The 20,787-nt window shown below is 56.8% G+C and carries 18 protein-coding genes and 3 pseudogenes; 13 read left to right on the top strand and 8 right to left on the bottom strand.

All coding sequences use genetic code 11. From position 1 onward, the window contains the following. Positions 1 to 5: 5 nt before the first annotated feature. Positions 6 to 1,022 carry an HTH-type transcriptional regulator GntR gene (gene gntR / locus AC4ANK_RS12625; protein ID WP_002554155.1) on the bottom strand — a complete coding sequence of 339 codons (1,017 nt, stop codon included), beginning with the start codon at positions 1,020 to 1,022 and terminating at the stop codon, positions 6 to 8. A gap of 282 nt (positions 1,023 to 1,304) precedes the next feature. Between gntR and AC4ANK_RS12620 the strand changes: the two genes are divergently transcribed. From AC4ANK_RS12620 to csrA, 3 genes are all read left to right on the top strand, one after another. Further along, positions 1,305 to 1,793 (top strand): gluconokinase, encoded by a 489-nt coding sequence (locus AC4ANK_RS12620; protein WP_005732609.1) that lies wholly within the window; start codon positions 1,305 to 1,307, stop codon positions 1,791 to 1,793. Between the two features lie 100 nt (positions 1,794 to 1,893). Then, positions 1,894 to 3,246, top strand: a complete 1,353-nt coding sequence (locus AC4ANK_RS12615; protein WP_004667761.1) for a GntP family permease — start codon at positions 1,894 to 1,896, stop codon at positions 3,244 to 3,246. Between the two features lie 558 nt (positions 3,247 to 3,804). Then, positions 3,805 to 3,993, top strand: coding sequence for a carbon storage regulator CsrA (gene csrA / locus AC4ANK_RS12610; RefSeq protein WP_002554157.1), 189 nt, complete (start codon positions 3,805 to 3,807; stop codon positions 3,991 to 3,993). A gap of 108 nt (positions 3,994 to 4,101) precedes the next feature. Here the strand turns inward: csrA and AC4ANK_RS12605 are convergent, their stop codons facing one another. The 3 genes from AC4ANK_RS12605 to AC4ANK_RS12595 all read right to left on the bottom strand — a co-directional run bounded on the left by AC4ANK_RS12605 (position 4,102) and on the right by AC4ANK_RS12595 (position 7,371). Next, a complete protein-coding gene (locus AC4ANK_RS12605; protein WP_002554158.1) occupies positions 4,102 to 5,502 on the bottom strand; it encodes a hypothetical protein in 1,401 nt (466 codons plus the stop codon). 666 nt (positions 5,503 to 6,168) lie between these two features. Then, complete coding sequence (locus AC4ANK_RS12600) at positions 6,169 to 6,429, bottom strand: DUF1652 domain-containing protein (protein WP_460382822.1); 261 nt, start codon at positions 6,427 to 6,429, stop codon at positions 6,169 to 6,171. A 459-nt stretch (positions 6,430 to 6,888) separates the two neighbouring features. After that, on the bottom strand, positions 6,889 to 7,371 hold the full coding sequence (locus AC4ANK_RS12595; protein ID WP_002554160.1) for a GNAT family N-acetyltransferase: 483 nt from the start codon (positions 7,369 to 7,371) through the stop codon (positions 6,889 to 6,891). A 363-nt stretch (positions 7,372 to 7,734) separates the two neighbouring features. Between AC4ANK_RS12595 and AC4ANK_RS12590 the strand changes: the two genes are divergently transcribed. The 3 genes and pseudogenes from AC4ANK_RS12590 to AC4ANK_RS12580 all read left to right on the top strand — a co-directional run. Then, positions 7,735 to 8,679 (top strand): alpha/beta hydrolase, encoded by a 945-nt coding sequence (locus AC4ANK_RS12590; RefSeq protein WP_460382824.1) that lies wholly within the window; start codon positions 7,735 to 7,737, stop codon positions 8,677 to 8,679. A gap of 54 nt (positions 8,680 to 8,733) precedes the next feature. Continuing rightward, positions 8,734 to 9,171, top strand: a complete 438-nt coding sequence (locus AC4ANK_RS12585) for a GNAT family acetyltransferase (protein ID WP_002554162.1) — start codon at positions 8,734 to 8,736, stop codon at positions 9,169 to 9,171. 110 nt (positions 9,172 to 9,281) lie between these two features. After that, positions 9,282 to 10,973, top strand: a pseudogene (locus AC4ANK_RS12580) (TonB-dependent siderophore receptor); the annotation flags it as partial. Here AC4ANK_RS12580 and AC4ANK_RS12575 read toward each other — a convergent pair. Next, positions 10,941 to 11,819: pseudogene (locus tag AC4ANK_RS12575) on the bottom strand (site-specific integrase); the annotation flags it as partial. The pseudogenes AC4ANK_RS12580 and AC4ANK_RS12575 sit on opposite strands and share 33 nt — an antisense overlap. On the opposite strand from AC4ANK_RS12575, the gene AC4ANK_RS12570 reads away from it, so the two are divergent. The 4 genes and pseudogenes from AC4ANK_RS12570 to AC4ANK_RS12555 all read left to right on the top strand — a co-directional run. After that, positions 11,818 to 12,027: a hypothetical protein gene (locus AC4ANK_RS12570; RefSeq protein WP_460382826.1), complete on the top strand. Its 210-nt coding sequence runs from the start codon at positions 11,818 to 11,820 to the stop codon at positions 12,025 to 12,027. The pseudogene AC4ANK_RS12575 and the gene AC4ANK_RS12570 sit on opposite strands and share 2 nt — an antisense overlap. Positions 12,028 to 12,081: 54 nt before the next feature. Then, positions 12,082 to 12,363 carry a hypothetical protein gene (locus tag AC4ANK_RS12565; RefSeq protein WP_015062535.1) on the top strand — a complete coding sequence of 94 codons (282 nt, stop codon included), beginning with the start codon at positions 12,082 to 12,084 and terminating at the stop codon, positions 12,361 to 12,363. Then, positions 12,344 to 13,573 (top strand): IS91 family transposase, encoded by a 1,230-nt coding sequence (locus AC4ANK_RS12560; RefSeq protein WP_460382827.1) that lies wholly within the window; start codon positions 12,344 to 12,346, stop codon positions 13,571 to 13,573. The genes AC4ANK_RS12565 and AC4ANK_RS12560 overlap by 20 nt, the downstream gene beginning before the upstream one ends. Before the next feature lie 181 nt (positions 13,574 to 13,754). Beyond that, a pseudogene (locus AC4ANK_RS12555) lies at positions 13,755 to 14,213 on the top strand (TonB-dependent siderophore receptor); the annotation flags it as partial. 58 nt (positions 14,214 to 14,271) lie between these two features. Here AC4ANK_RS12555 and AC4ANK_RS12550 read toward each other — a convergent pair. Next, a complete protein-coding gene (locus AC4ANK_RS12550) occupies positions 14,272 to 14,793 on the bottom strand; it encodes a DUF3237 domain-containing protein (protein WP_002554164.1) in 522 nt (173 codons plus the stop codon). Positions 14,794 to 15,017: 224 nt separating this feature from the next. On the opposite strand from AC4ANK_RS12550, the gene AC4ANK_RS12545 reads away from it, so the two are divergent. The 3 genes from AC4ANK_RS12545 to AC4ANK_RS12535 all read left to right on the top strand — a co-directional run bounded on the left by AC4ANK_RS12545 (position 15,018) and on the right by AC4ANK_RS12535 (position 18,031). After that, the gene (locus tag AC4ANK_RS12545; RefSeq protein ID WP_002554165.1) at positions 15,018 to 15,647 is read left to right on the top strand and encodes a TetR/AcrR family transcriptional regulator; all 630 of its coding nucleotides are present in this window, start codon (positions 15,018 to 15,020) and stop codon (positions 15,645 to 15,647) included. 185 nt (positions 15,648 to 15,832) lie between these two features. Beyond that, positions 15,833 to 17,461, top strand: coding sequence for a methyl-accepting chemotaxis protein (locus AC4ANK_RS12540; protein WP_002554166.1), 1,629 nt, complete (start codon positions 15,833 to 15,835; stop codon positions 17,459 to 17,461). Positions 17,462 to 17,602: 141 nt separating this feature from the next. After that, positions 17,603 to 18,031, top strand: a complete 429-nt coding sequence (locus tag AC4ANK_RS12535) for a nuclear transport factor 2 family protein (RefSeq protein WP_002554167.1) — start codon at positions 17,603 to 17,605, stop codon at positions 18,029 to 18,031. 28 nt (positions 18,032 to 18,059) lie between these two features. On the opposite strand, the gene AC4ANK_RS12530 is transcribed toward AC4ANK_RS12535, so the two are convergent. Together AC4ANK_RS12530 and AC4ANK_RS12525 are read right to left on the bottom strand one after the other, a co-directional pair. Continuing rightward, positions 18,060 to 18,941 (bottom strand): CAP domain-containing protein, encoded by an 882-nt coding sequence (locus AC4ANK_RS12530; RefSeq protein ID WP_002554168.1) that lies wholly within the window; start codon positions 18,939 to 18,941, stop codon positions 18,060 to 18,062. 138 nt (positions 18,942 to 19,079) lie between these two features. Continuing rightward, positions 19,080 to 20,720, bottom strand: coding sequence for a methyl-accepting chemotaxis protein (locus AC4ANK_RS12525; protein WP_460382830.1), 1,641 nt, complete (start codon positions 20,718 to 20,720; stop codon positions 19,080 to 19,082). Positions 20,721 to 20,787: the final 67 nt, after the last annotated feature.

The raw sequence follows: 20,787 nt of genomic DNA, 5'->3' as shown, positions 1-20,787 counted from the left end.
AATACTCAGGAGCTTTCCCGTACCACCAGCTCAAACCCCAGATCCACCTGCGAATGCTGCGTGACCCCGTCGAGCAGGCCCAGCAGCAGCTGTGCCGCGCGCTGCCCGACTTCCTCCCTGGGCGTGCGTATCGAGGTCAGGCGCGGCACCATGTGGGCAGAACCGGGCAGGTCATTGAAGCCCACCAGCGATACGCGTTCGGGAATGGCGACGCCCAGACGCAAAGCCTCAAGGGCAGCGCCCTGCGCGAGGTCGTCATTGCAGAAGAAAACTCCGTCGACATCCGGATGTTGCTCCAGCAGGCGGGCAAACAACTCACCACCCAGGCCAATCGAGGACGACTGAGGCGTCGAGACCTGCAGCTCGGGGTCGAACAGCCCGGCGTTCTCCAGCACTTGGCGAAACCCGGCCCCGCGCTGCAATACGCGAGGGTCGAGCTGAGCGGCCATGTAAGCCAGTCGGCGACGACCACGCCCCAGCAGATGGCGTGCGGCTTCTGCTCCGGCCTGCTGTTGCGAGAAGCCGACGCAATAGGTACCCAGTCGCGTATCGAGCTCCATCATGTGCACGCAAGGCACGCCGCTGGTTTCAAGCATCTGGCGCGACGCTGCGGTGTGATCGAAACCGGTCAGCAGAATACCGCGCGGACGATTGACCAGATGGTTGCGCAGCAGTTTCTCTTCCTCATCGGGCGAGTAGTGATAGTTGCCGATCACCACGTCCAGACCGCGGATGCGCAACACGTCCTGAATGGCCTCCAGCGTCTCGATAAACAACTGGTTGGAAAGTGAAGGCACCAGCACAACGACGGTCTGGCTGCAGGAAGAGGCCAGCGCCCTGGCTGCAGAATTTGCGACATAGCCCAGGGTCTGTGCCGCAGCGCGGACCTTTTCCGCCAGCTCCGGCGCAACAGTGGTAACGCCGCGCAGCGCCCGGGAGGCCGTGATCGGCGACACGGCGGCAAGCCTCGCCACCTCATTGAGCGTAGGGCGACCAGTAGAGCGGGAACCAATGCGGATCATGCGTTGCCAACTAACATAGGGGTTGCCAAATGTGTCGAATGCCCCATAAGGTAGCGCTGTCTCATGGAAGGTGACAATGCTTTATCGCTGGTTTCACATGGGCCACCCGGTCAGGGTCGCCGCGGAGAACAGCCTCCAATGCTTATTGATGAGCCCAAAACAACGACAAAAACTGGAACAGCCCGGGCTGAGCCTGATGTCCACCGGACAAAGACAGCGCTGTCTCCAGATGAGGTGCCTACTGTGACAACTGCGAATACTGCTATTTCCGCCCTTGTGGTAATGGGTGTCTCTGGCTGCGGCAAAAGCGCCGTCGGTGCCGAGATCGCCCGCAACAGCGGCGGTCGCCTGATCGAAGGCGATGCGTTCCACCCTCCCGCCAATATCGAAAAAATGAGCGCCGGAACCCCTCTCAATGATGACGACCGGGCCGGCTGGCTGACCCGCCTGGGCGAAGAGATGGCTGCTGCCCTGGCAAACGGTGAGCACCCTGTGCTGACCTGCTCCTCACTCAAGCTTATCTATCGCCAGCGTCTGCGCGATGCCGTACCCGGCCTGGGTTTTGTTTTCCTGGAACTTACCAAGGAACTTGCCGCCGAACGTTGCTCGCACCGGCCGGGGCATTTCATGCCCGCCAGTCTGGTGGACAGCCAGTTCGCAACCCTCGAGCCGCCTTACGGCGAGCCGCTGACGTTGATCGTCGACGCATCGCAGCCTATCGATGTCATCGGTGAACAAGCCGCAGCATGGTGGAAAGACTCCCACGCCTGATAAAGGCGTGAGCGCAGAAGACAGCGCTGTCTTGCGTACACACGATATTAACGTCGGCGCTGTTAACAGCTCCTTAAAACAATAAACCGGAGAAACACCCATGTTCGGTATGACCCATGAGACGTTCCTGCTCGTCGATGCGCTGGTGACCATCGTCGGCCTTGTACTGTTGATCACCACCTTCAAGGTACACCCTTTCGTCGCGCTGACCCTGGCGGCAGGCTTTCTTGGCCTGACCTCGGGAATGCCGGTTGAAAAAGTCATGAAATCGTTTCAGGACGGCTTCGGCGGCGTACTGGGGTTCGTCGGTATCATCCTCGGCCTGGGCACCATGCTCGGCAAGCTGATGGCGGACTCGGGCGGCGCGGACCAGATTGCGCAAACGTTGATACGCACCTTCGGCAAGCAGAAAGTGCACTGGGCCATGATGTTCTCGGCCTTTCTGGTGGGCATCCCGCTGTTCTTCGAGATCGGCTTTGTGTTGCTGATCCCGTTGGTGTTCATTGTTGCCCGTCGCACCGGCGTATCCATCGTCAAGATCGGCATTCCATTGCTGGCAGGCCTGTCAGCCGTGCACGGCCTGGTTCCGCCACATCCGGGTCCGTTGCTGGCCATCGGCATTTTCGGTGCCGACATTGGCAAGACCATTTTCTACGGACTGATCGTTGCACTGCCGACGGCCATCATCGCTGGCCCGATCTTCGGTAGCTGGATTTCAAAAAGCATCCCTGGCACGCCTTCAAAGGAACTGATGGATCAGATTGCCAAAGAGTCGAGCACTGAGAACCTGCCAGGCTTCGGTATCACGCTGGTGACCATCCTGCTGCCGGTCTTCCTGATGCTGCTCAAGACCTTTGCCGACGTGGTGTTGCCGGAAAACAACATGTTCCGCATCTGGATGGACCTGATCGGTCACCCGATCAGCGCCCTCCTCGCAGCGCTTTTGCTGGCGTTCTACACCTTTGGTGCGGCGCGTGGCTTTGACCGTACAAAAATCATGAAACTACTGGACCAGAGCCTGGCACCGGTTGCCGCAATCGTTCTGATCGTGGGTGCAGGCGGTGGCTTCAAGCAAATGCTGGTCGCCAGCGGCGTGGGCGACGTGATCGGACACATGGCTGTGCAGGCTCAGATCAACCCGATCATGCTGGCCTGGCTGGTGGCTGCCGTCATCCGTATTGCAACCGGTTCGGCTACCGTGGCAACCATCACCGGCGCAGGGATCGTGGCACCCGTGGTCGGCCTGATTCCTGGCGTCAACCGCGAGCTGCTGGTGCTGGCAACCGGTGCCGGCTCGTTGATCCTCTCGCACGTCAACGATGCCGGTTTCTGGCTGGTGAAGCAGTACTTCAACATGACGGTTGCCGAAACCTTCAAGACCTGGACGGTGATGGAAACCATCCTGTCGGTGGTCGGCCTGATCTTCATCATGTTGCTGTCGATGGCGCTTTAAGCCCAACTCCGGCAGGGCCTTTGCGGGCAATGAAACCCGCGAAGGCCAACGCCTTGCTGTACATCGCATCTCTGCGCCACAGCGCGCACTCCGGACCGGCCACCCAGTGTCCCTGATAGCGTCAACAAGCCTGAGCGTAGTAGCGATGGCGACCCGGCAGCCCTTTCCTACATCCTCGTTCGACACTTTCAACTGAATTTTCAGAAAGTCCGAGCAATCTCGCAAAGTCATGCCTACGCTTACACTCATGCCGAGATGGGCTTATCCCGCCTCGTCGAGTGAGACGATGACGACCTCACAGCGTGCAGCGGTTCACGATACTTTTTACATGACGCCAGTAAATACGGGCATTTTCACGTCGAAACGGGCAGAATTGGCGCGCTCGTCGTATCGCAGATGCAAATCTCGATGACAAGAAAATGAACCGAGGGAATTTAATTCACCCATGTGACGTCATAAGACGGATGCATTTGGATGCACTCGGCAACAATCACCACGCAAAGGCAAACGCCAGCCTCTTGAGAGAGGCGTTTTCAAGAGGCCATCAAGGAAAAGATTATGTTGATACTCACTCGCAAAGTAGGCGAAAGCATAAACATCGGTGACGAGATCACTGTCACGATTCTTGGCGTTCAAGGGCTTCAGGTCCGCCTGGGCATCAATGCACCAAAAAATGTTTCAGTGCATCGTGAAGAAATCTACAAACGTATCCAGGCAGAACTGGCTCCGAACCAGGACCCACAATAATTCCTGCAGTACCCCTTATTCAATGTTGATTTGCCATTTACTGGCAGACAGCCGTACGGCGTCCCTGGGGCGCCGTTTTTTATGGTGCTGTTTACCTGTAATTGCTGCCTAACCCGCCTGAATGTGAAGCGCTGCCTGCATGAATAAGTCCATACCGATCATCTCGGGAACAGCAGCTGGACAGGACAGTCTGCTGGTGACGGCCTCAACCACTGCTCGGCTTGCATCATGGTGAAACTGCCAGACGCCGTAGATACGTCCATCGAAGGCGGGTTCACTGCCCAGATGCGGATCGACGCCAAGCCCGGCCCCCAGACCAAAAAGATACAGGCCCTTCATTCGACGACCCTGCTGGTCCAACGGACAGCCGCAAGCGTCGGACTCAAGACCGCCCTTTGTCTCGCGCAGGCTGATGAAGTTGCCTTCGGCATCTTTTAGCGTCGGCAGCACAGGTTGATAGCCAGAGCACTGCACGATCACCGCCGAGTCGGCAAGCGCGAGCCGGGCCGGCTCGTGGTCACCAGGTCGCCCGCCCAGCGTCTGAAAAATCTGCACCCGCACGCCCGTCTTGCCGACACGGCCGCTACACAGCGCCTCGCGCCCAATGTCCAGCGCTCTATAACGCAAGCCGCCGGAGCGGTTGACTCGGCCTGATACCGGACACACATCGTGTTGGGCGTCGAAAAGGTAACCAGCTGCCTGTGCTTGTTCGACACTTTCATAAAACAGCCTGATGCGGCTTCGATGAATAAGCGTCAGTTCCTGCAAGCCCGCGAACTCCAGTGCATCTGCCAGATTTTCCAGCATTGAAAAGGCACTGTGTGAGCCACCCACAATCGTGATTCGCCCTTTACCGGCCAGCGCGGGACCGAACACTTCGCGTAATTGCACCGCATTCATACGCAGCAACCTGTCCGCGCTCTGAATACTCACATTGCCTGGCAGCGCCAGCCCCTGCCCGGCGAGAGCATCAATCAGGTGCTGTGGATCCTGACGCCCACCCAGATTGAGTACCAGCGCCCGGCAGCGCACACGTCTTTTGCCGTGCGGACCGTCAACGTGCAGGCAAAATGTGTTGCCGTCACTGACCACTTCATTAATGGTCGTACCGGACCAGACTTTTACTCCGTAGCGTTGCACGATGTGGTCCAGTACCAGCCTGGCGGCCTCGGCCATGAGCAGACCGGCATCAGACAGCTGCGGCGCGCTTTGTGCCTGCGCTTTGATACGCCAATACGCTGCCGAGTTTTCCAACGGCTCGAATACCTCACGTAATGCCGGATCGCGCAGGCAATCGATGAATACATCGCCCACAGAATTGGCGGTAATCCGATACTCCCCCAGCACGCTTGCTCCGGGCCGGTCGCTTGCATCAATGACGACCAATCCTTTCGCGGCAATTCCGGGCATTGCGCCGGTCTTCAGGGCACTGAACAAAAAACCCATGCCGGCGAGCCCGGCCCCTCCGACGACGCAGCCGCAGGTTGTTTCCATACCGTTATCAAACATGATGATGCTCCATCGTCATTTCATACGTTGGTGCAGCACAGAAGTTCTGGATGATCGAGTGCCTGGCTGATCAGGCGAACCAGCGTCCCTGCACGATTCGAGGCGAAACACATACAACCGAACACCGACAAAGGCTCATTCACCGAAGTGATGAGTCGTCATGAAACAGTGTTTTTTACAGAAAGTTACAACACGTAAAACAGGCGGGACCTTGAAGTAGCGGAGTGGGCAGTAAAAAACCGCTCAATGCTACCGCCCGTTTTTTAAGCGGCGTTTTTTATCAAGTGGAAAAGCGTGACAATGCGTTACGCATTCAGGAGGCAATCGGATAGTTGCAAAGAAACGCAAAAGTGTCAAATAGGCAGGGCGTTGAGCAACCCGTTCAATAGTGCGCGATAAGCTGATGATTTCACGGCGCTTGTACTTTTTTAAACCCTTGACGTGCGCACAGTTCAAGACGGTTAAAAAGTTTCATGAATTTCTATTATTTTTTTATCGCCCATCTCCGAAACAGCATGACTCCGACGCTGTTAAATTGACGTGCGATCGGGCAGCGGGTTTTGCCCGAAAAAGTCGAACCGGCAACCGCACAAACGACAAGGCCCCGATCAACACTGATCGAGGCCCTGCTGCGTGATGCCTGGACATCAGAGGGATGAAGCAGTATCAGGCAGCGCTGTAATGCGCTTGTGACGCCTTGGCTTTTGCCGGTTCTTCACGCAACCCGGCTACCAGTGCAGAGATATCCCGGACAGTCTTGATACGGCTGAGCGGGAGGCTCGTCTGACTATGGGTACGCCCGGACACCGGATCGCTTATTTGCACCGTCATCTGATCGTTGGCAATGGTGCAGGTGCAACGCAACGGCAGGAATGCACGTTCAACGATACTCCTGAGTTCTAACTCAGACAGTCCACTCGTAATCATCTCTTTATCTCCTTATGGGTGTAAGCATGTCCCGACCATGACAAATTTTGACAATTTTTATTGTTGATGACTCTTTTAAAAAACGGCCCAGACCAGCCCGCCAATTATCTGTCGTCACTCGCGTTATGCTTAAACGAGTTATACACCTCTCGCAGCCCCTCTAGCAACTTCCACAACCGAATATCCTTGCTCCTTTTAATGCTGTCCCTTATTGAAGAATCAACAGAAAAAACGATTCACCGTAATGATTTCCAGCGTACTACGGCCTGACGTGAATCACGGCGTACAGAAGTCACACTAGAAAGCAGCATAAATACTGACGAACGGTCGACTGCCGGGACGGCGTTATCTGAAAAAATAACCAGACACTGTTATCGAGTCGCTTGAAAAACGGGTTAAAGATAAAAGGCACGCCCGGGCCGATGCAATAATAGCCGTGCGTGCCCCCGCATGAAAAACTTACTGTTCCGAGCCAGACAGACGCAGATGGATCAGCGCCACCCGGGCACCTTGTTTATCGCGTTTCTCTTCGATGGCATAAGGGCGAAAGCCCATCCGCGGGTAAAACAGCAACCCGGGGACGTTATGGTTGTAGCAGGATGCAATCAGCTCAGTCGCTTCGTGCTTGTCAAATGCGATCCCCATCATACTGGTAATCATGTAACGCCCTACCCCTTTGGAGCGGGCCTTCGGAGCGATGATCACATTACCCAGCGAGCAACGGCCGCGAAATTTGCATTGAGAGAAATTGGCAAAACCGACAACTTCGCCATCCATCTCGATGACGGTCGAGTCGTGTCGGGTCTCCAGTGCTTCGCTGAGTTGCGAGGCAGTCAGCGGGTAAGTCGCTCTGGGGAACATGTAGAACAGTTCGTCGGCATTCTGCGGCAGTTCGCAAATCGTGGGGATGTCTTTTTCTTCCAGGGGGCGGTGATGGAACATGAGCGGTAACCTCTTGAAGAAATTGAAGAAAGCGCGAGTTAACGTTAAGCAGATCGGCGATTCGGGCGACGGCTGGTGACAAAAATACAGCGCCTGTCCCTTCACAGCATAATCCCCGGCTATCGAAAAGGGCACCTCAATAACGAATTGTGCTATTGAGCGCCTTTGTTGACGCTGCATTCGGACCTCTTGGCGCAACGTATTGAAGCGTAGGGGTTTGCGTGTACATCATGATTGCTCAGCTTGAAAACATACCCGGAACCCCGCTGTGCAATATTCTGTAACCCATGTTTGGTGGTTCATCTTGCAACCCTGACGCAGAACCGGCATTTATTTCACTTTGTTGACTGGATCATGCGTCTTATGCCGATTTCGCCCCTGGCTCGCTTCAAGGCTCGTCCGATCAAATGGGTCTGCATGTTAGCCATCATTATTGGCCTCCCGGTCGGCTGTGCAGTGCTTGAGCACAAGGAACGCGAACTGGTGTTTCGCATCGAGCCCGGCACCGCAAGCTGGTACAGCGGCCTGCCCGCCGATGTCCAGGAGATCGAACTCAGCACACCGTCATTTGGACCATCGCAGAATATCCACGCCTGGTGGTGGCCCGCATCGGACAAGAACGCCCCGGCCGTGCTGTACCTGCATGGCTCAAGATGGAACCTCACCGGCCAGTTGTTCCGTATCCAGCAACTCAAGGCGCAGGGCTACTCGATACTGGCGATCGATTATCGGGGTTTCGGTCAGAGCATGGGCCAGCTGCCATCCGAGAAGTCGGTGTACGAAGATGCACGCATCGCCTGGGCATGCCTGAAACAACTGCAGCCCGATCCGCAACGCAGACTTATATATGGGCACTCGCTGGGCGGGGCAGTTGCGGTGGATCTGGCAGCCGAACTGGGCAATGACGCAGAAAAGGGCAACGCGCCGATTCAGGCCCGCGGGCTGATAATAGAATCCACCTTCACCAACCTGGCCGATGTGGCCACAGCGCTGGCCAATACCTCGCTGCCTGTGCGCTGGTTGCTGTCGCAGAAGTTCGACTCTCTGGACAAGATTGCAGACATCCACATGCCAGTGCTGATCGTGCACGGCACCGAGGATCGCTACGTACCAGCACGCTTCAGCGAGCAGCTGTTCGAAGCAGCGCAGGAACCCAAGAAGCTGATACTGGTGCCTGGCGGTACACACAACAACAGCATGCAGATCGGACAGCCCGCTTATAGTCGGGCCATCCGTACGTTGCTTGATACACCGGCATCACTGCCCAGGGTCACAACACAGGACCAGCCGTCAAAGAACGCCGGTTAGACATGGCCGGACACGACGCAGTAGTCTCTGGGCTCATCACCCAGAGACCGCGCAATGAACTGCATTGTCGAGTATTCAGACCCGCATCACCGCCTTGCCGTCATCGAACTGTGGAAGACCGTCTTCAATGACCCCATGCCGCATAACCGTCCGGAGTTGTCGATCGACAAGAAACTGGCTGTCGGGGACCGGCTGTTTTTCGTCGCCGTCATGGACGGCCGCGTGACCGGGACCATTCTTGCCGGTTACGACGGCCATCGCGGCTGGCTGTATTCGGTTGCAGTTGCCCCGCACCAGCGTGGCAAAGGACTGGGAACAGCACTGGTCAGGCACGCAGAACAGGCTCTTACGGACCTTGGCTGCGTCAAGATCAATCTGCAGATTCATACGTTCAACGAAAGTGTGCAGGCTTTTTATCAAACATTGGGGTACACGCCCGAGCCCATCATCAGCATGGGCAAGCGGATTGACGCCAACGTCGATAGTCATTGATAACCTGAAAAGGCCCCTGTTTGCAGAGCACCGGGCTCAATCATTTATTTACATGAGAATCAGTATCAAATTACAATTATTGCTATTAACGTCCTTGCTGAGCATTTCCCTTGAGCACCTCCTCCCAATGCCCTCGCCGTCCCGGCCCTTTTTTGCTGTCCGCACTTTCACTGGCGATGTGCGCCAGCGGCGCAGTGCATGCTGCTGAAACCGCAACCTTGCCTGCCACCCAGGTATCCGCCGCCGCTACCGAAGGCCGGGAAGGCTACAGCGCCGAAAGCACCAGTACCGCGAGCAAAAGTGATGTACCGATCAAGGAGGAGGCACAGTCGGTCAATGTGGTAACGCCGCAGACCATCGCCGACTACAACGTGCGCTCACTGGACGACGCCATGAAGTTTGTCAGCGGCGTCAGCCAGGGCAACACACTGGGCAACACCAAGGACTCGGTGATCAAGCGTGGCTTCGGTACCAACGACGACGGCTCGATCCTGCGCGATGGCGTACGCTCGGTGGTATCGAAAAACTTCGGTGCCACCACCGAGCGCGTTGAAGTACTCAAAGGTCCGGCATCGCTGCTGTACGGCGCGATGGAGCCGGGTGGCGTGATCAACGTGATCAGCAAACAACCGCAATATGTGCAAAGCACCACGCTCAGTGGCTCGGCCTACAGCGAAGGCGGTGGCAGTTTCGGCATCGACACCACCGGACCGCTGGGCGATTCCGGGCTGGCCTACCGACTGGTGGCAGAGCGTCAGAGCGAGGACTATTGGCGTAACTATGGCGTCGATCAGCACACCCTGATCGCGCCCTCGTTGTCCTGGACCGGAGAACGCGCCAGCCTGACGCTCGCCTACGAATACAACGACTACATCAGCCCGTTCGACCGCGGCACGGTGTTCACAGGTGGTCATCCGGCCGATATCAGCTATGACAAGCGGCTCGACGAAAAGTGGGCCAATACCGTGGGCATCAGCGAAACCGCAACCGCGCGCTTCGAGTATCAGCTTAGTGATGACTGGAAAACCCGTCTGACCTACGGCTGGAACAACGACCGCTACAGCCTCTCGATTGCCCAGCCAAGCACATTGTCCAGCAGCGGTGTACTGCGTCGTCAGGCCAATGGCGGCCACTATGATTATGAAACGCGTTATGCCAGTTGGGACTTCATCGGCAAGCAAGAGATTCTTGGCCAGCAACATGATCTGTTGATCGGTGCCGAGCAGGAAGACTCCGACAAGTATCGTGGCAAGACCTACCGCAACACGGCTCAAAACGGCTTCAATATCTTTTCGCCCAGCTACGGCAGCCTGGCTGAACCCAGTGTCGTCAGCACGACCACCAGCAACCTGAGCAATCAACTGACCTCATCTTCCCTGTACCTCAAGGATAACTGGCACCTGAATGACCGCTGGATTCTGGTCCTGGGTGGTCGCTATCAGCATTATGACCAGTACATCAAACAAGGCCTTGGTGCTAGCCGAGTCACCAATCTGGACAAGAATGACGATGTATTTCTGCCAATGGCCGGTCTGGTATTCAAGGTCAATGAAGACCTCTCGCTGTACGGCAACTACAGCCGTTCGTTCGTGCCCAACGACGATGTGAACGATGACGGCACGACCTTCGACCCGGAAGAAGGCCGCAGTTACGAAGTTGGTGCCAAATATGCACTGGCACCGGCGCTTAACCTCAACCTCGCGGTGTTCGACATCGAGAAGAAAAACGTCGTCACCCCCACTGGCGTGACCGGCGTCAGCGAAGCAGCTGGCAAGTTTCTGGGCAATCGACAGATCGAACTCTTCGATCACCCTGGTTATGAACGACCGCCGAAAATCGTGGGGCATGATGTTCACCCCCACCTGCCGCCCGCGTTGCTTGGCGATGAAGTAAATGGCATGTTTAGTGATTCTGTCGCGGGTGATGTGACTGCCGCGGCGAATCCGGTTGAACAGGAACGGGTCATCGCCCTGCCCCGGCTGCAGGCACGAGCGGCGCAGTTCCAGCCAGTCGTTCAGCGCCTTGAACGCCCACTCGGGGGCATATTTGATCAACTGCTTGTTGCCTTTGCCCAGCACCCGCAGGCTGCGTTCGGCGAAATCGATCTGTGACAGGTCCAGGTTGACCGACTCGGACTTGCGCATCCCAGAGCCGTACAGAATCGCAATGATTGCGGCGTCGCGACGCCCTTGCGGCCTGGGGTCCGCAGCGCAGGCCTCCATCAATTCACGAATCAGCGTGCGGCGGATATTACGGCCCTTGGCCAGACGCGTACCGCTGACCGGTTTGATCGAGCGAATCTTCAGTAATTGCTCGTGGCTGATCAGGTCGTGCCGCCAGGCTTCGTTCATTACACCGCGAATAGCGTTCACGTACAGCGAGGTGGTATTGGGTGCGTAGTCGTCTTCACGCAGCGTCGCGACCAGTGCGGTCACGTGGCCAGGCTGCAGGGTGTGCCAGGGAATGTCATGAATATCGACGTCAGCCATACCCAGACGATCTGCCGCGTCCTGCAAAACGTAAGTCATGGTCAGGCGGCTTGAGGGTGCCAGGCGGTCGAGATAGAGGCGCAGCGGCTTGTTGACGTCGGGCAGCGAAGGCTGGCTGACAATGCGTGCGTCCTGATCGGTACAAGGGTCTTGCGGCATGTGGAACGACGCCTTTTCTGGTGCAAGCGCGCGAACAGCTGCGGCGCTCTTCATTCATATTCAGGCAGCCGACTTTAGCACGAGGGCCCTGGTGCGACACCTCTGGCGCGGCTCGTTCAGCTCAGCAGCTTCAGCCCACCCGGCAATCATCGGTAACACCCTGCAGCTTGAACTGGGCAGCCTGCGGCTGCAAATTGTGGGATTTTGAAATCGGTTATCATAGCCAAAATTGAGTCGATCCCTCCTCAGCACAGGCTTACACATGGCGTCAGAGACAAAAAAACGTAAACGGGCAAGCCGGGCAAAAGCCAAGGCAAAGCAGACCCGTCTCCAACGCGCCGGGCATACCACCTTCGTTCCCGATACCGAATTTTTCTTCGATGTCGATCCTTTGGGTGATGTCGATCTTTGTAGTTGCTGCCAGACAGCGTATCTGAACGACAGGTTTCCCGACGCTTCTTGCGTAAGCGTTTCGATGAGAGAAGGGCCAGGCGGATTCGCCATCACCGCCGTCATTCACCACGATGAGGAGCCATCCTGCTGACGTGGCCTCTGCACCGCCTGCTTACAAACCTCGACCGCTCAAAAACCTCTTCACGGCCAACGGCTGCTGGGCAGATTTGCTGGAAGCCGGCGGTCTGCGCCAAATCGAAGTGGAGTCGATCAGCAAAATGCTCGCCTGCGGCACCTCGATACTGGGCGTCAAACACTACACCTGTGGCAATGAGCATTGCCCACACGTCAAATACCTGTGCAACACCTGCCATTGCCGGGCCTGTCCTTCCTGCGGCAAAAAGGCCACCGACCAGTGGATCGCCGTGCAAAACAACCGTCTGCCCGACTGCCCCTGGCAGCATCTGGTGTTCACGCTGCCCGACACGCTGTGGTCCCTGTTCTTCTACAACCGCTGGCTGCTCGATGCGCTGTTTCGTCTGGCGGCCGATAACCTGATCTACACCGCCAAGCGGCGCGGTTTGCGCGTCGGGATTTTCGGTGCGCTGCACACCTATGGCCGGCGGCTCAACTGGCATCCCCACGTCCACCTGTCGGTGACCGCGGGCGGCCTGGATGAGCAGGGCGTCTGGAAAAATCTGTCGTTCCACAAAGAGGCCCTGCGGCGGCGCTGGATGTGGCTGGTGCGCGATTACCTGCTGGGACAGCCGCTTTCGCAACTGACGATGCCGCCGCAGCTGGCCCACATCCACTGTGAAAGCGACTGGCGCCGTTTGATACTGACCGCTGGTGGCCAGCACTGGCACATCCACTTGTCGAAGAAGACGGAAAACGGCCGAAAGACCGTCAATTACCTGGGCCGCTACCTGAAAAAACCGCCGATCTCGGGCAGTCGTCTGGCGCATTACACCTGCGGGGCCACGTTGAGCTTTACCTACCTGGATCACCGCACGCAGACCTATCAGCAGGAAACGCTGAGCCAGGCCGACATGCTGCGCCGGGTGGTCCAGCACATCCCGGAAAAGCATTTCCGGATGATCCGGTATTTTGGTTTTCTGGCCAATCGGGTGTGTGGGAAATACCTGCCGAAGGTGTATGAAGCACTGAAGATGGCGACGCCAGGACCGGTACCAAAGCTGTATTTTGCGCCGATGGCCAAAGCCTTTCTAAACGTCGATCCGTTCCGCTGCGTGCTGTGTGGCGCGCGGATGGTATACACGGCAGCGATCAGCGGGCTGACGGTGCAGGGACTGGTCCTCAACGCTCAGGCGATCGCGCAGATGAGGTACGTGAAGCCCTGACAGGGGGAAGGTGCGTCCGCACCTAGGCTCAGCGGTAAAATAAACTGTGTTAATGCGGATTTATAGGGATTTTCACTGCATAAGTAACGCATCAGCGTCTTCCTACGCATCGCTATGAAGGCATGACGCCTCCTTCACAGCGTCAGGTTCATGCATAGGCATTTTGAAATTCCTATGCATCAAGGTCGGCTCACAAGGTGTGGAGCTGGACGTGACCGGGCGCATAGCCGAGCGCTGGGACATGATCGGCACTTACGCTTACACCCACACCGAAGTGCTGGATGATCCAAGCAACAAGGGCAATCGTCTTAGCCAGGCACCCAAGCATACGGCCAGCCTGTACCTCACCCACCATCTGCAAGTCCCGTCCGGTCTGGGCGACTGGCATGCAGGTGGCGGCGCACGCTATGTGGGCGAGCGCGCTGGTGATGATGCCAATACCTTCTATATGAGCAGCTACACCGTAGCCGATGCGTTTCTACGCTGGGATGTGCCGATGGCCGGTTACAAGACGCGCCTGCAACTGAACGTCGATAACCTGTTCGACAAGCAGTACTACCCCTCCAGTACAGGCAGCCAGTTGCAGGTCAACGTTGGCGAGCCGCGCACCGCGCGCCTGAGCGCCAGTGTCACTTTTTAACCAGTTACAACGGAGCAGGCCTGCAACGGCCTGCTCCACGCCTAACCAATGGGATGAATCAGGACTTCATCCGATAAAAACTGATCAGCGTTTCATTGTCTTGAATGTATTCGGTCTTGCCAATGAAGGCGCTCTTTTCCAGCCATTCATTAGGCCCAAGGGAAACCTTGAAGCGCGGCGTGCATGTGCATTGGTAATGGCCGTCACTGATCGGCCAGACCCCGTTCTGCAATTCCTGCTGACCCACTTCGTCCATGAGCAGGACACCCTGGCTTTCAACGCTGATCAATTCACCCAATTGCGTGACCAGAGTGAAACGAGTGTCCAGAAAGGCAAGCTCGGATGACAATTCAACCTGCATACTGCTGCCGCCAGCCTGCACCGAGCCGCTGAAATATTCGGCATGGAACTCTCCGCCCAGAATCCTGCTGCTGCTACGCAGTCCATCGCTGCATATGCCCATAAGCACAGGAACGTCGGTCTTCAGAATGACGGTGAGCACTTTCTCAAGCTGAGGCACCACTGCCGTATTACCACGAAAAGAGCGTTTGACGGGTTTCTTGAAATCGATGATGTTCATGGACCTCTTCACTCCATCGTTGAATGAATTCGGGCAATGGATGGCTGGGCGCAGCCATCGGATTTGCAAAATATAGAACGCCTCGATCCGTCGGCATTTATCTGCGCTGTCTTTTCCAGTAAGCTCCTTGAAACCAGCTGAAATCGTACCGAACGGTTCAGTTCCAGTCTAGAGAATTTTGCATTTACTGTACTACCCGGTTCACTAAGGGATTGAGGATATAAATGAAGGTGCGTACTGAAGCACGCCGCGAAGCCATCATCGATGCCGCAGCAAGTGTCTTCCTTGAAATGGGCTACGAACGTGCGTCGATGAATGAAGTCACCAAACGGATGGGCGGCTCCAAAGCAACGATCTACAGCTACTTCCCCTCCAAGGAGGAGCTGTTCATCGCCGTGGTCAACAGGGTTGCAAACGCTCATCTTGCCGAGGCCGTTTCGGAACTGGCGATCTCTGTCGACAAGGACGCAGATGCAGAATTAGACCTGCGAACGCTGTTCACGCGCTTCGGGGAGCGAATGTTGATGGTACTCATCAATGATGACAGCGCGTTGGCGGTGTACCGCATGGTAGTGGCCGAATCCGGGCACTCCGACATCGGCACAATGTTCTATGACTCAGGCCCCAGGGAATTCCTGCAAACGGTGACGACGCTGATGAATGCGGCCATGCAACGTGGCCAGCTAAGTACCACTGATCCGCATATCGCAGCGCTGCAACTCACCTCGCTGCTGACTGCGGAAACCGATATTCGCCTCTATCAACAAACACCCGCACGCTTGAGCGTCGAGCAGATTCAAAGCATGGTCAAACGAGCAATTGATACTTTTATGCTGGGCATGGAAAAGCGCTGATTCACCGGGCTGCGACAGGTAGCCCTCTTTAAATGCTGGTTAAAATGTAAAGCTGCCAGGCCGTGACATATTTGCTTACCATTTATTCGGACAACCTGATTCAAACCTCGATTCCGGGCCCGTATAGCTCGTCAAGAAAACCCGAAGGAAGGCGATAGCCTATTGCCCACTTCGGAAAAATAATAATGATCCTGCGAAAACTCAATCTTGCACCGCGTTCGGCTTTATGCTTCGGTATTTTTTGCCTGATGATCGTTGCACTGGGCCTGCTGGCTTTGCGTCAGGCAGCACTTCTCAACACAGCAGAAAAATTCATCGAAACCAACGTGCTACCCAGCGTAAAACTGCTCGGCTCTCTGGACAGGGAGTTTGTCGGTATCAGGGGCAATAACGCCCGACTTCGTAACCCCCTTGAGCCGCAGGATCGCAGGACCAAGGCACTTAGCGACATTCAGCAGGCCCGCTCGCTGACTGCCGGTCTTTCGGACTCTCTCAGCAAACTGATCGTTACCCCTCAAGGGCGTCAGGCATTCGACGAGCTCCGCAAAGCCAACGCCGACTATCAAACAGCCCAGGATCGCTACCTGGCCTCTGTTGCAGCGGGCAATCTGGAAGGGGCAGTTGCCATTTCCAATGGCGACATGAAAGTTGCGGCGGATCAGGTCGAAAACACGCTGAAAAAACTCATCGGCATCAACGACAGCAAAGCGGAAAAAGCGGGTGATCAAGCCGAATCTGCTTATCAGCAAACCTTGTTGATGGTGAGTATTTTTATCGCGGTCGGCGTGATTACTACCCTGCTGCTGGCCTGGATGTACACCCGCAGCCTGACTCAGCCGATCGGTGAGTCGCTGAACATTGCGCAACGCATTGCGGCCAATGACCTGAGCAAAGACATTCCACAAGACGGCAGTGATGAAGCGGCCAGACTGATCGCCGCACTGGCGTTGATGCAAGCTAACCTGCGCAGTGCCCTGACCCTGATCGGCGACTCGTCCACCCAGCTGGCCGCTACTTCCGAAGAGATGCACGCAGTCACCGAAGATGCATCGCGCACCATTCAGCGTCAGAGCAATGAGATCGAGATGGCAGCTACGGCCGTCAACCAGATGAGCGCGGCGGTAGAGGAAGTGGCCAGCAACGCCGCATCGGCATCGGAAGTGACGTCTCAATCGAGCACCGCAGCCATGGCCGGACGTGCGCAGGTCGATGAGACTGTCACGGCGATCAACCTGATGGTCTCCAAAGTTCAGATCACCTCAACCGAGGTGCAGGGCCTGGCGGTCATGGCAACGGACATCAGCAAGGTGCTGGATGTGATCCGCGCCATCGCCGAACAAACCAATCTGCTGGCACTCAACGCTGCGATCGAGGCGGCCCGTGCAGGCGAAGCAGGGCGAGGTTTTGCCGTGGTCGCGGACGAAGTACGCGCATTGGCACACCGCACCCAGCAATCGACCCGCGAAATCGAACAGATGGTCGGCTCGATTCAGACCGGCACCGGCAACGCTGTCACTGCCATGGAGCAGACCAGCGTTCAGGCACACAAGACCCTGGAGATGGCCAATGGCGCCGGCAAGGCGCTACTCGAAATTACCGACTCCATCAGCCAGATCAACGAACGCAATCTGATGATCGCTACCGCTGCCGAAGAACAGGCCCAGGTTGCTCGTGAGGTCGACAGGAGCCTGGTCAGCATTCGTGACCTGTCCAGTCAGACGTCCGAGGGCTCCAATCAGACCGCCATCGCCACTGCCGAGTTGTCGACGCTGGCGTCAGGCCTGAACCGTCTTACCAAGCAGTTCCGCGTTTAAGCTCTATCGCCGGGAAGCGCGCTTCCCGGCATCTCCCCTTGTCGAATGGCCTGCCCTGATCTAAGTTGTACGACGACAGATGAATTACTCATCTGCGCGGGCTTCGCTCACATTCAATAACGACAAGAAAAAGGGATGAACATGAAAAAGCTGACACTGCTAATGGCGTTTCTGTGCCTGTTTACCGGCTACGCCGCTGCGGCAACTTCTGACGAGACTGATGTTGCCGAGGCGGTATACAAGCTCACGCAAGCCATGTGGCACAAGGACATAAAGCAACTCAATGCGCTGACCGCCGACAACCTCACGTATGGACACTCCAGCGGCACCATTCAGGACAAGAAAGCGTTCATCGCAGACATCGAGACCGGCAAGAGCGCCTTTAACGAACTGAAGATGCTCAATCAGAAAATCATTCTTTCCGACGACACCGCCCTGGTGCGCAATCATTTCTCGGCACAGGCAGTGAATAGCGGCAAGGTTGTGCCGACCGAAATCGAGAACTTCCAGATCTGGCAAAAGCAGAATGGACAATGGCTGCTCATCGGCCGTCAGGCATTCCGCTTTTAAACCCACCGGTTCAAGGCAGCAGCAGGCGCTACTGCTGCGTGCCGAACATCGCCGTCCAGTAAATTCCTGCGTCACTTTTCGGGTCCATCGCGTAGGCTGCTCCCAACTCGCGGAAATCAGGACTCATCAGGTTGGCGCAGTGGCCGGGGCTCAGCAGCCAGCCATCCACCACCTTGCGCGCGCTGTCCTGGCCTGCAGCGATGTTCTCACCGACCTGCTGGCCTATATAGCCAGCAAGTTCGGCCCGATCGCCAGGCGTACGACCGTCGCGATCCTTGTGGTCAAAAAAGTTCTGATTAGCCATTGCCTGCGAATGACGTTGTGCGGCACTGCCCAGAACAGCGTTCCAGACCAGAGGCGTGGTAGCAGCGAAGGATTGCGTTCCGCACTGACGCGCCTGGGTACGGGCGTTATTGACCATTTCCAGAATTTTTTGCCCTTCTACCTGCCAATCGCCAAGACGCGAAGCCACCAGCGAGCGTGCCAGGACAATGCGCCAGTCTCGCCCCTGCCGGCTAACCCCGATGTCGACAAATTGCGGGTCCAGCACTACTCGGCAAAAACTCTCCAGCACCGCTTTAAGTGCCGAGTCAGCGTCATTTGGGCCGGACAGACTGATCGCCTGCACAGTGACCATTGGATAGGAGGCACGCGTCAGCGCCTGTTGCAGGTCCAGATTGCCACTGGCGGGCAGCACCAGACGTGCATCACTGGTCAGTGGCGGCAGTTCCATGGATACCTGCTCGCCACAGCGCTGTGCCTGACCACGATAGGCGTTGATGGATTCGATCAGTTGCGTATCGTCGCTGGCCAACGCAGCACTGGCAAAGATTCCACAGCACAGCACGGCCACAAATGATAACGATACTCTCGGGAGCGACAGGCGCAGGGTGTTGAAAATGACAGGCATGAAAAGTCTCTCTCGGGCTGAGTCCGCCTATGATGCGCGAAATGACCCGGTCGGGCGCAACGCCTTTTTCATGTCAGTGCGGAAATTAGCCACCGAAAAGGCAAAGACGTGCGCCAGACAGTAATTTGGCGAGACGACTCAAAGCTTGAAGGTGGCGACCAGCGAATTGAACGAGGTGGCCAGTCGCGACAGTTCCTGGCTCGAAGCGCTGGTCTGGTTGGCACCTGCGGCGCTCTGGGTCGAAAGGTCCTGAATGTTGATCAGGTTGCGGTCCACCTCGCGGGCGACCTGGGCCTGCTCTTCGGAAGCCGAAGCAATGACCAGGTTGCGCTCGTTGATGGTCGCCACACCCAGGGTGATTTTTTCCAGCGCGGCACCGGCACGCAGCGCCAGCTCCTGAGTGTTGGTGGCCAGTGACAGGCTCTTGCCCATCGCAGCAACGGCGCCATCGGCTCCGGACTGCACGGTGCTGATCATGCCTTCGATTTCCACTGTCGAGGCCTGGGTACGGTGTGCCAGGGCACGAACCTCATCAGCCACCACCGCAAAACCACGACCCTGTTCGCCGGCACGCGCGGCTTCGATGGCGGCATTCAGCGCCAGCAGGTTGGTCTGTTCGGCGATACTGCGAATCACGTCCAGCACCTTGCTGATCTCCCGCACATGCCCGGCCAGTTCTGATACAGCGCCGGTGGACTCGGTGATCTCGTGCACCATGGTGGTGATGCCCTTGACCGTATGATCCACCTGACCACGTCCATCGACTGCATCATCGGTTGCAGCCTTCGACGCCTCGGACGTCGACACCGCATTACGCGCCACTTCTTCCACGGCAGCAGTCATCTGATTCACGGCAGTCGCAGCCTGCTGGATTTCGTCGTTCTGGCGAGTCAGTCCGCGGGTGCTTTCATCGGTAACGGCGCTCAATTCTTCGGCAGCAGAGGCTAACTGGTCTGAAGCACTGGCAATTTGTTGAATGGTATTTTTCAGACCGGTCTGCATGTCGGACAGTGCGTCCAGCAGTTGTCCGGCCTCATCGCCACGATCAGAAACAATCGGTTGGATCAGGTCGCCACCGGCAATGCGCTGAGCACTTGCTACCGCGACCGCCAACGGCCGGGTAATCATGCGGGTGATCAACAGCCCCAACATGATTGCCACCAGAAAGGCGATGACTACGCCGATTTCAAGCATCATCACCGAAGAATTCCGCAGATCGGCAGCAGCCGCAGCACCCTCTTTGATCTGACGGTTGTTGGAATCGATCATAGTGCGCAAATAGCTGCGCACCTTGGTAAAGCCTTCCGAAGACAGTGTGTTCAGTCGGGTGCGGGCAGCGTCGTAATCACCGGCCTTGATCAGATCGACAACCTGCTGGGCTCCGGCAACGTAGTCGGGCATCATCAGCTCAAACTGGTCACCGGCGGCACGCTCGTCATCTTCCAGCGGCGTGGCACGGTAAATCGCGAATATCCTCTGTGCGCGAGCCAGATCTTCGCTCAACGCCTGTCGAACACGTTCCTTGTCGGCTTCAGGAACACCGCCATCCTGCGCATCCAGCAAACGGTACAGTCCACGGTTGTGAGCGGTGAGGCTGGTCAGCGTTTCATTAGTGTTGCTGACAGAAACAAGGTTGTTGGAAAAGGTAAGCTCAAGCGCGTTGCCCAAGCGGGTAACCCCGACCATGCCCAGGCCGCCAACGGTCAGTGTGATCAGTTCACAAACAATGAATGCCGAAAGAAGCTTGGTCGAAAACTTGGACTGACGCAGGAAATTCATGGGGCTTACCTGTTGCTGAATGAGGTGCGACATCCGTGCCTGAGAGTGACCAAATAGTCGTGATGTC

The sequence above is a fragment of the Pseudomonas sp. Pmew2 genome (assembly GCF_058129885.1).
The sequence above is the reverse complement of the archived record's forward strand: the minus strand, read 5'-3'. Positions and strand labels throughout refer to the sequence as shown.

Excerpts from the sequence above, each read along its gene's own strand:
- AC4ANK_RS12615 (WP_004667761.1), top strand. The coding sequence starts at position 1,894 with ATGTTCGGTATGACCCATGAGACGTTCCTGCTCGTCGATGCGCTGGTG.
- AC4ANK_RS12525 (WP_460382830.1), bottom strand. The coding sequence starts at position 20,720 with ATGAATTTCCTGCGTCAGTCCAAGTTTTCGACCAAGCTTCTTTCGGCA.
- gntR (WP_002554155.1), bottom strand. The coding sequence starts at position 1,022 with ATGATCCGCATTGGTTCCCGCTCTACTGGTCGCCCTACGCTCAATGAG.
- AC4ANK_RS12585 (WP_002554162.1), top strand. The coding sequence starts at position 8,734 with ATGAACTGCATTGTCGAGTATTCAGACCCGCATCACCGCCTTGCCGTC.
- AC4ANK_RS12620 (WP_005732609.1), top strand. The coding sequence starts at position 1,305 with ATGGGTGTCTCTGGCTGCGGCAAAAGCGCCGTCGGTGCCGAGATCGCC.
- csrA (WP_002554157.1), top strand. The coding sequence starts at position 3,805 with ATGTTGATACTCACTCGCAAAGTAGGCGAAAGCATAAACATCGGTGAC.
- AC4ANK_RS12595 (WP_002554160.1), bottom strand. The coding sequence starts at position 7,371 with ATGTTCCATCACCGCCCCCTGGAAGAAAAAGACATCCCCACGATTTGC.
- AC4ANK_RS12600 (WP_460382822.1), bottom strand. The coding sequence starts at position 6,429 with ATGATTACGAGTGGACTGTCTGAGTTAGAACTCAGGAGTATCGTTGAA.
- AC4ANK_RS12545 (WP_002554165.1), top strand. The coding sequence starts at position 15,018 with ATGAAGGTGCGTACTGAAGCACGCCGCGAAGCCATCATCGATGCCGCA.
- AC4ANK_RS12530 (WP_002554168.1), bottom strand. The coding sequence starts at position 18,941 with ATGCCTGTCATTTTCAACACCCTGCGCCTGTCGCTCCCGAGAGTATCG.
- AC4ANK_RS12550 (WP_002554164.1), bottom strand. The coding sequence starts at position 14,793 with ATGAACATCATCGATTTCAAGAAACCCGTCAAACGCTCTTTTCGTGGT.
- AC4ANK_RS12570 (WP_460382826.1), top strand. The coding sequence starts at position 11,818 with ATGTGGAACGACGCCTTTTCTGGTGCAAGCGCGCGAACAGCTGCGGCG.
- AC4ANK_RS12605 (WP_002554158.1), bottom strand. The coding sequence starts at position 5,502 with ATGTTTGATAACGGTATGGAAACAACCTGCGGCTGCGTCGTCGGAGGG.
- AC4ANK_RS12540 (WP_002554166.1), top strand. The coding sequence starts at position 15,833 with ATGATCCTGCGAAAACTCAATCTTGCACCGCGTTCGGCTTTATGCTTC.
- AC4ANK_RS12565 (WP_015062535.1), top strand. The coding sequence starts at position 12,082 with ATGGCGTCAGAGACAAAAAAACGTAAACGGGCAAGCCGGGCAAAAGCC.
- AC4ANK_RS12590 (WP_460382824.1), top strand. The coding sequence starts at position 7,735 with ATGCCGATTTCGCCCCTGGCTCGCTTCAAGGCTCGTCCGATCAAATGG.
- AC4ANK_RS12535 (WP_002554167.1), top strand. The coding sequence starts at position 17,603 with ATGAAAAAGCTGACACTGCTAATGGCGTTTCTGTGCCTGTTTACCGGC.
- AC4ANK_RS12560 (WP_460382827.1), top strand. The coding sequence starts at position 12,344 with ATGAGGAGCCATCCTGCTGACGTGGCCTCTGCACCGCCTGCTTACAAA.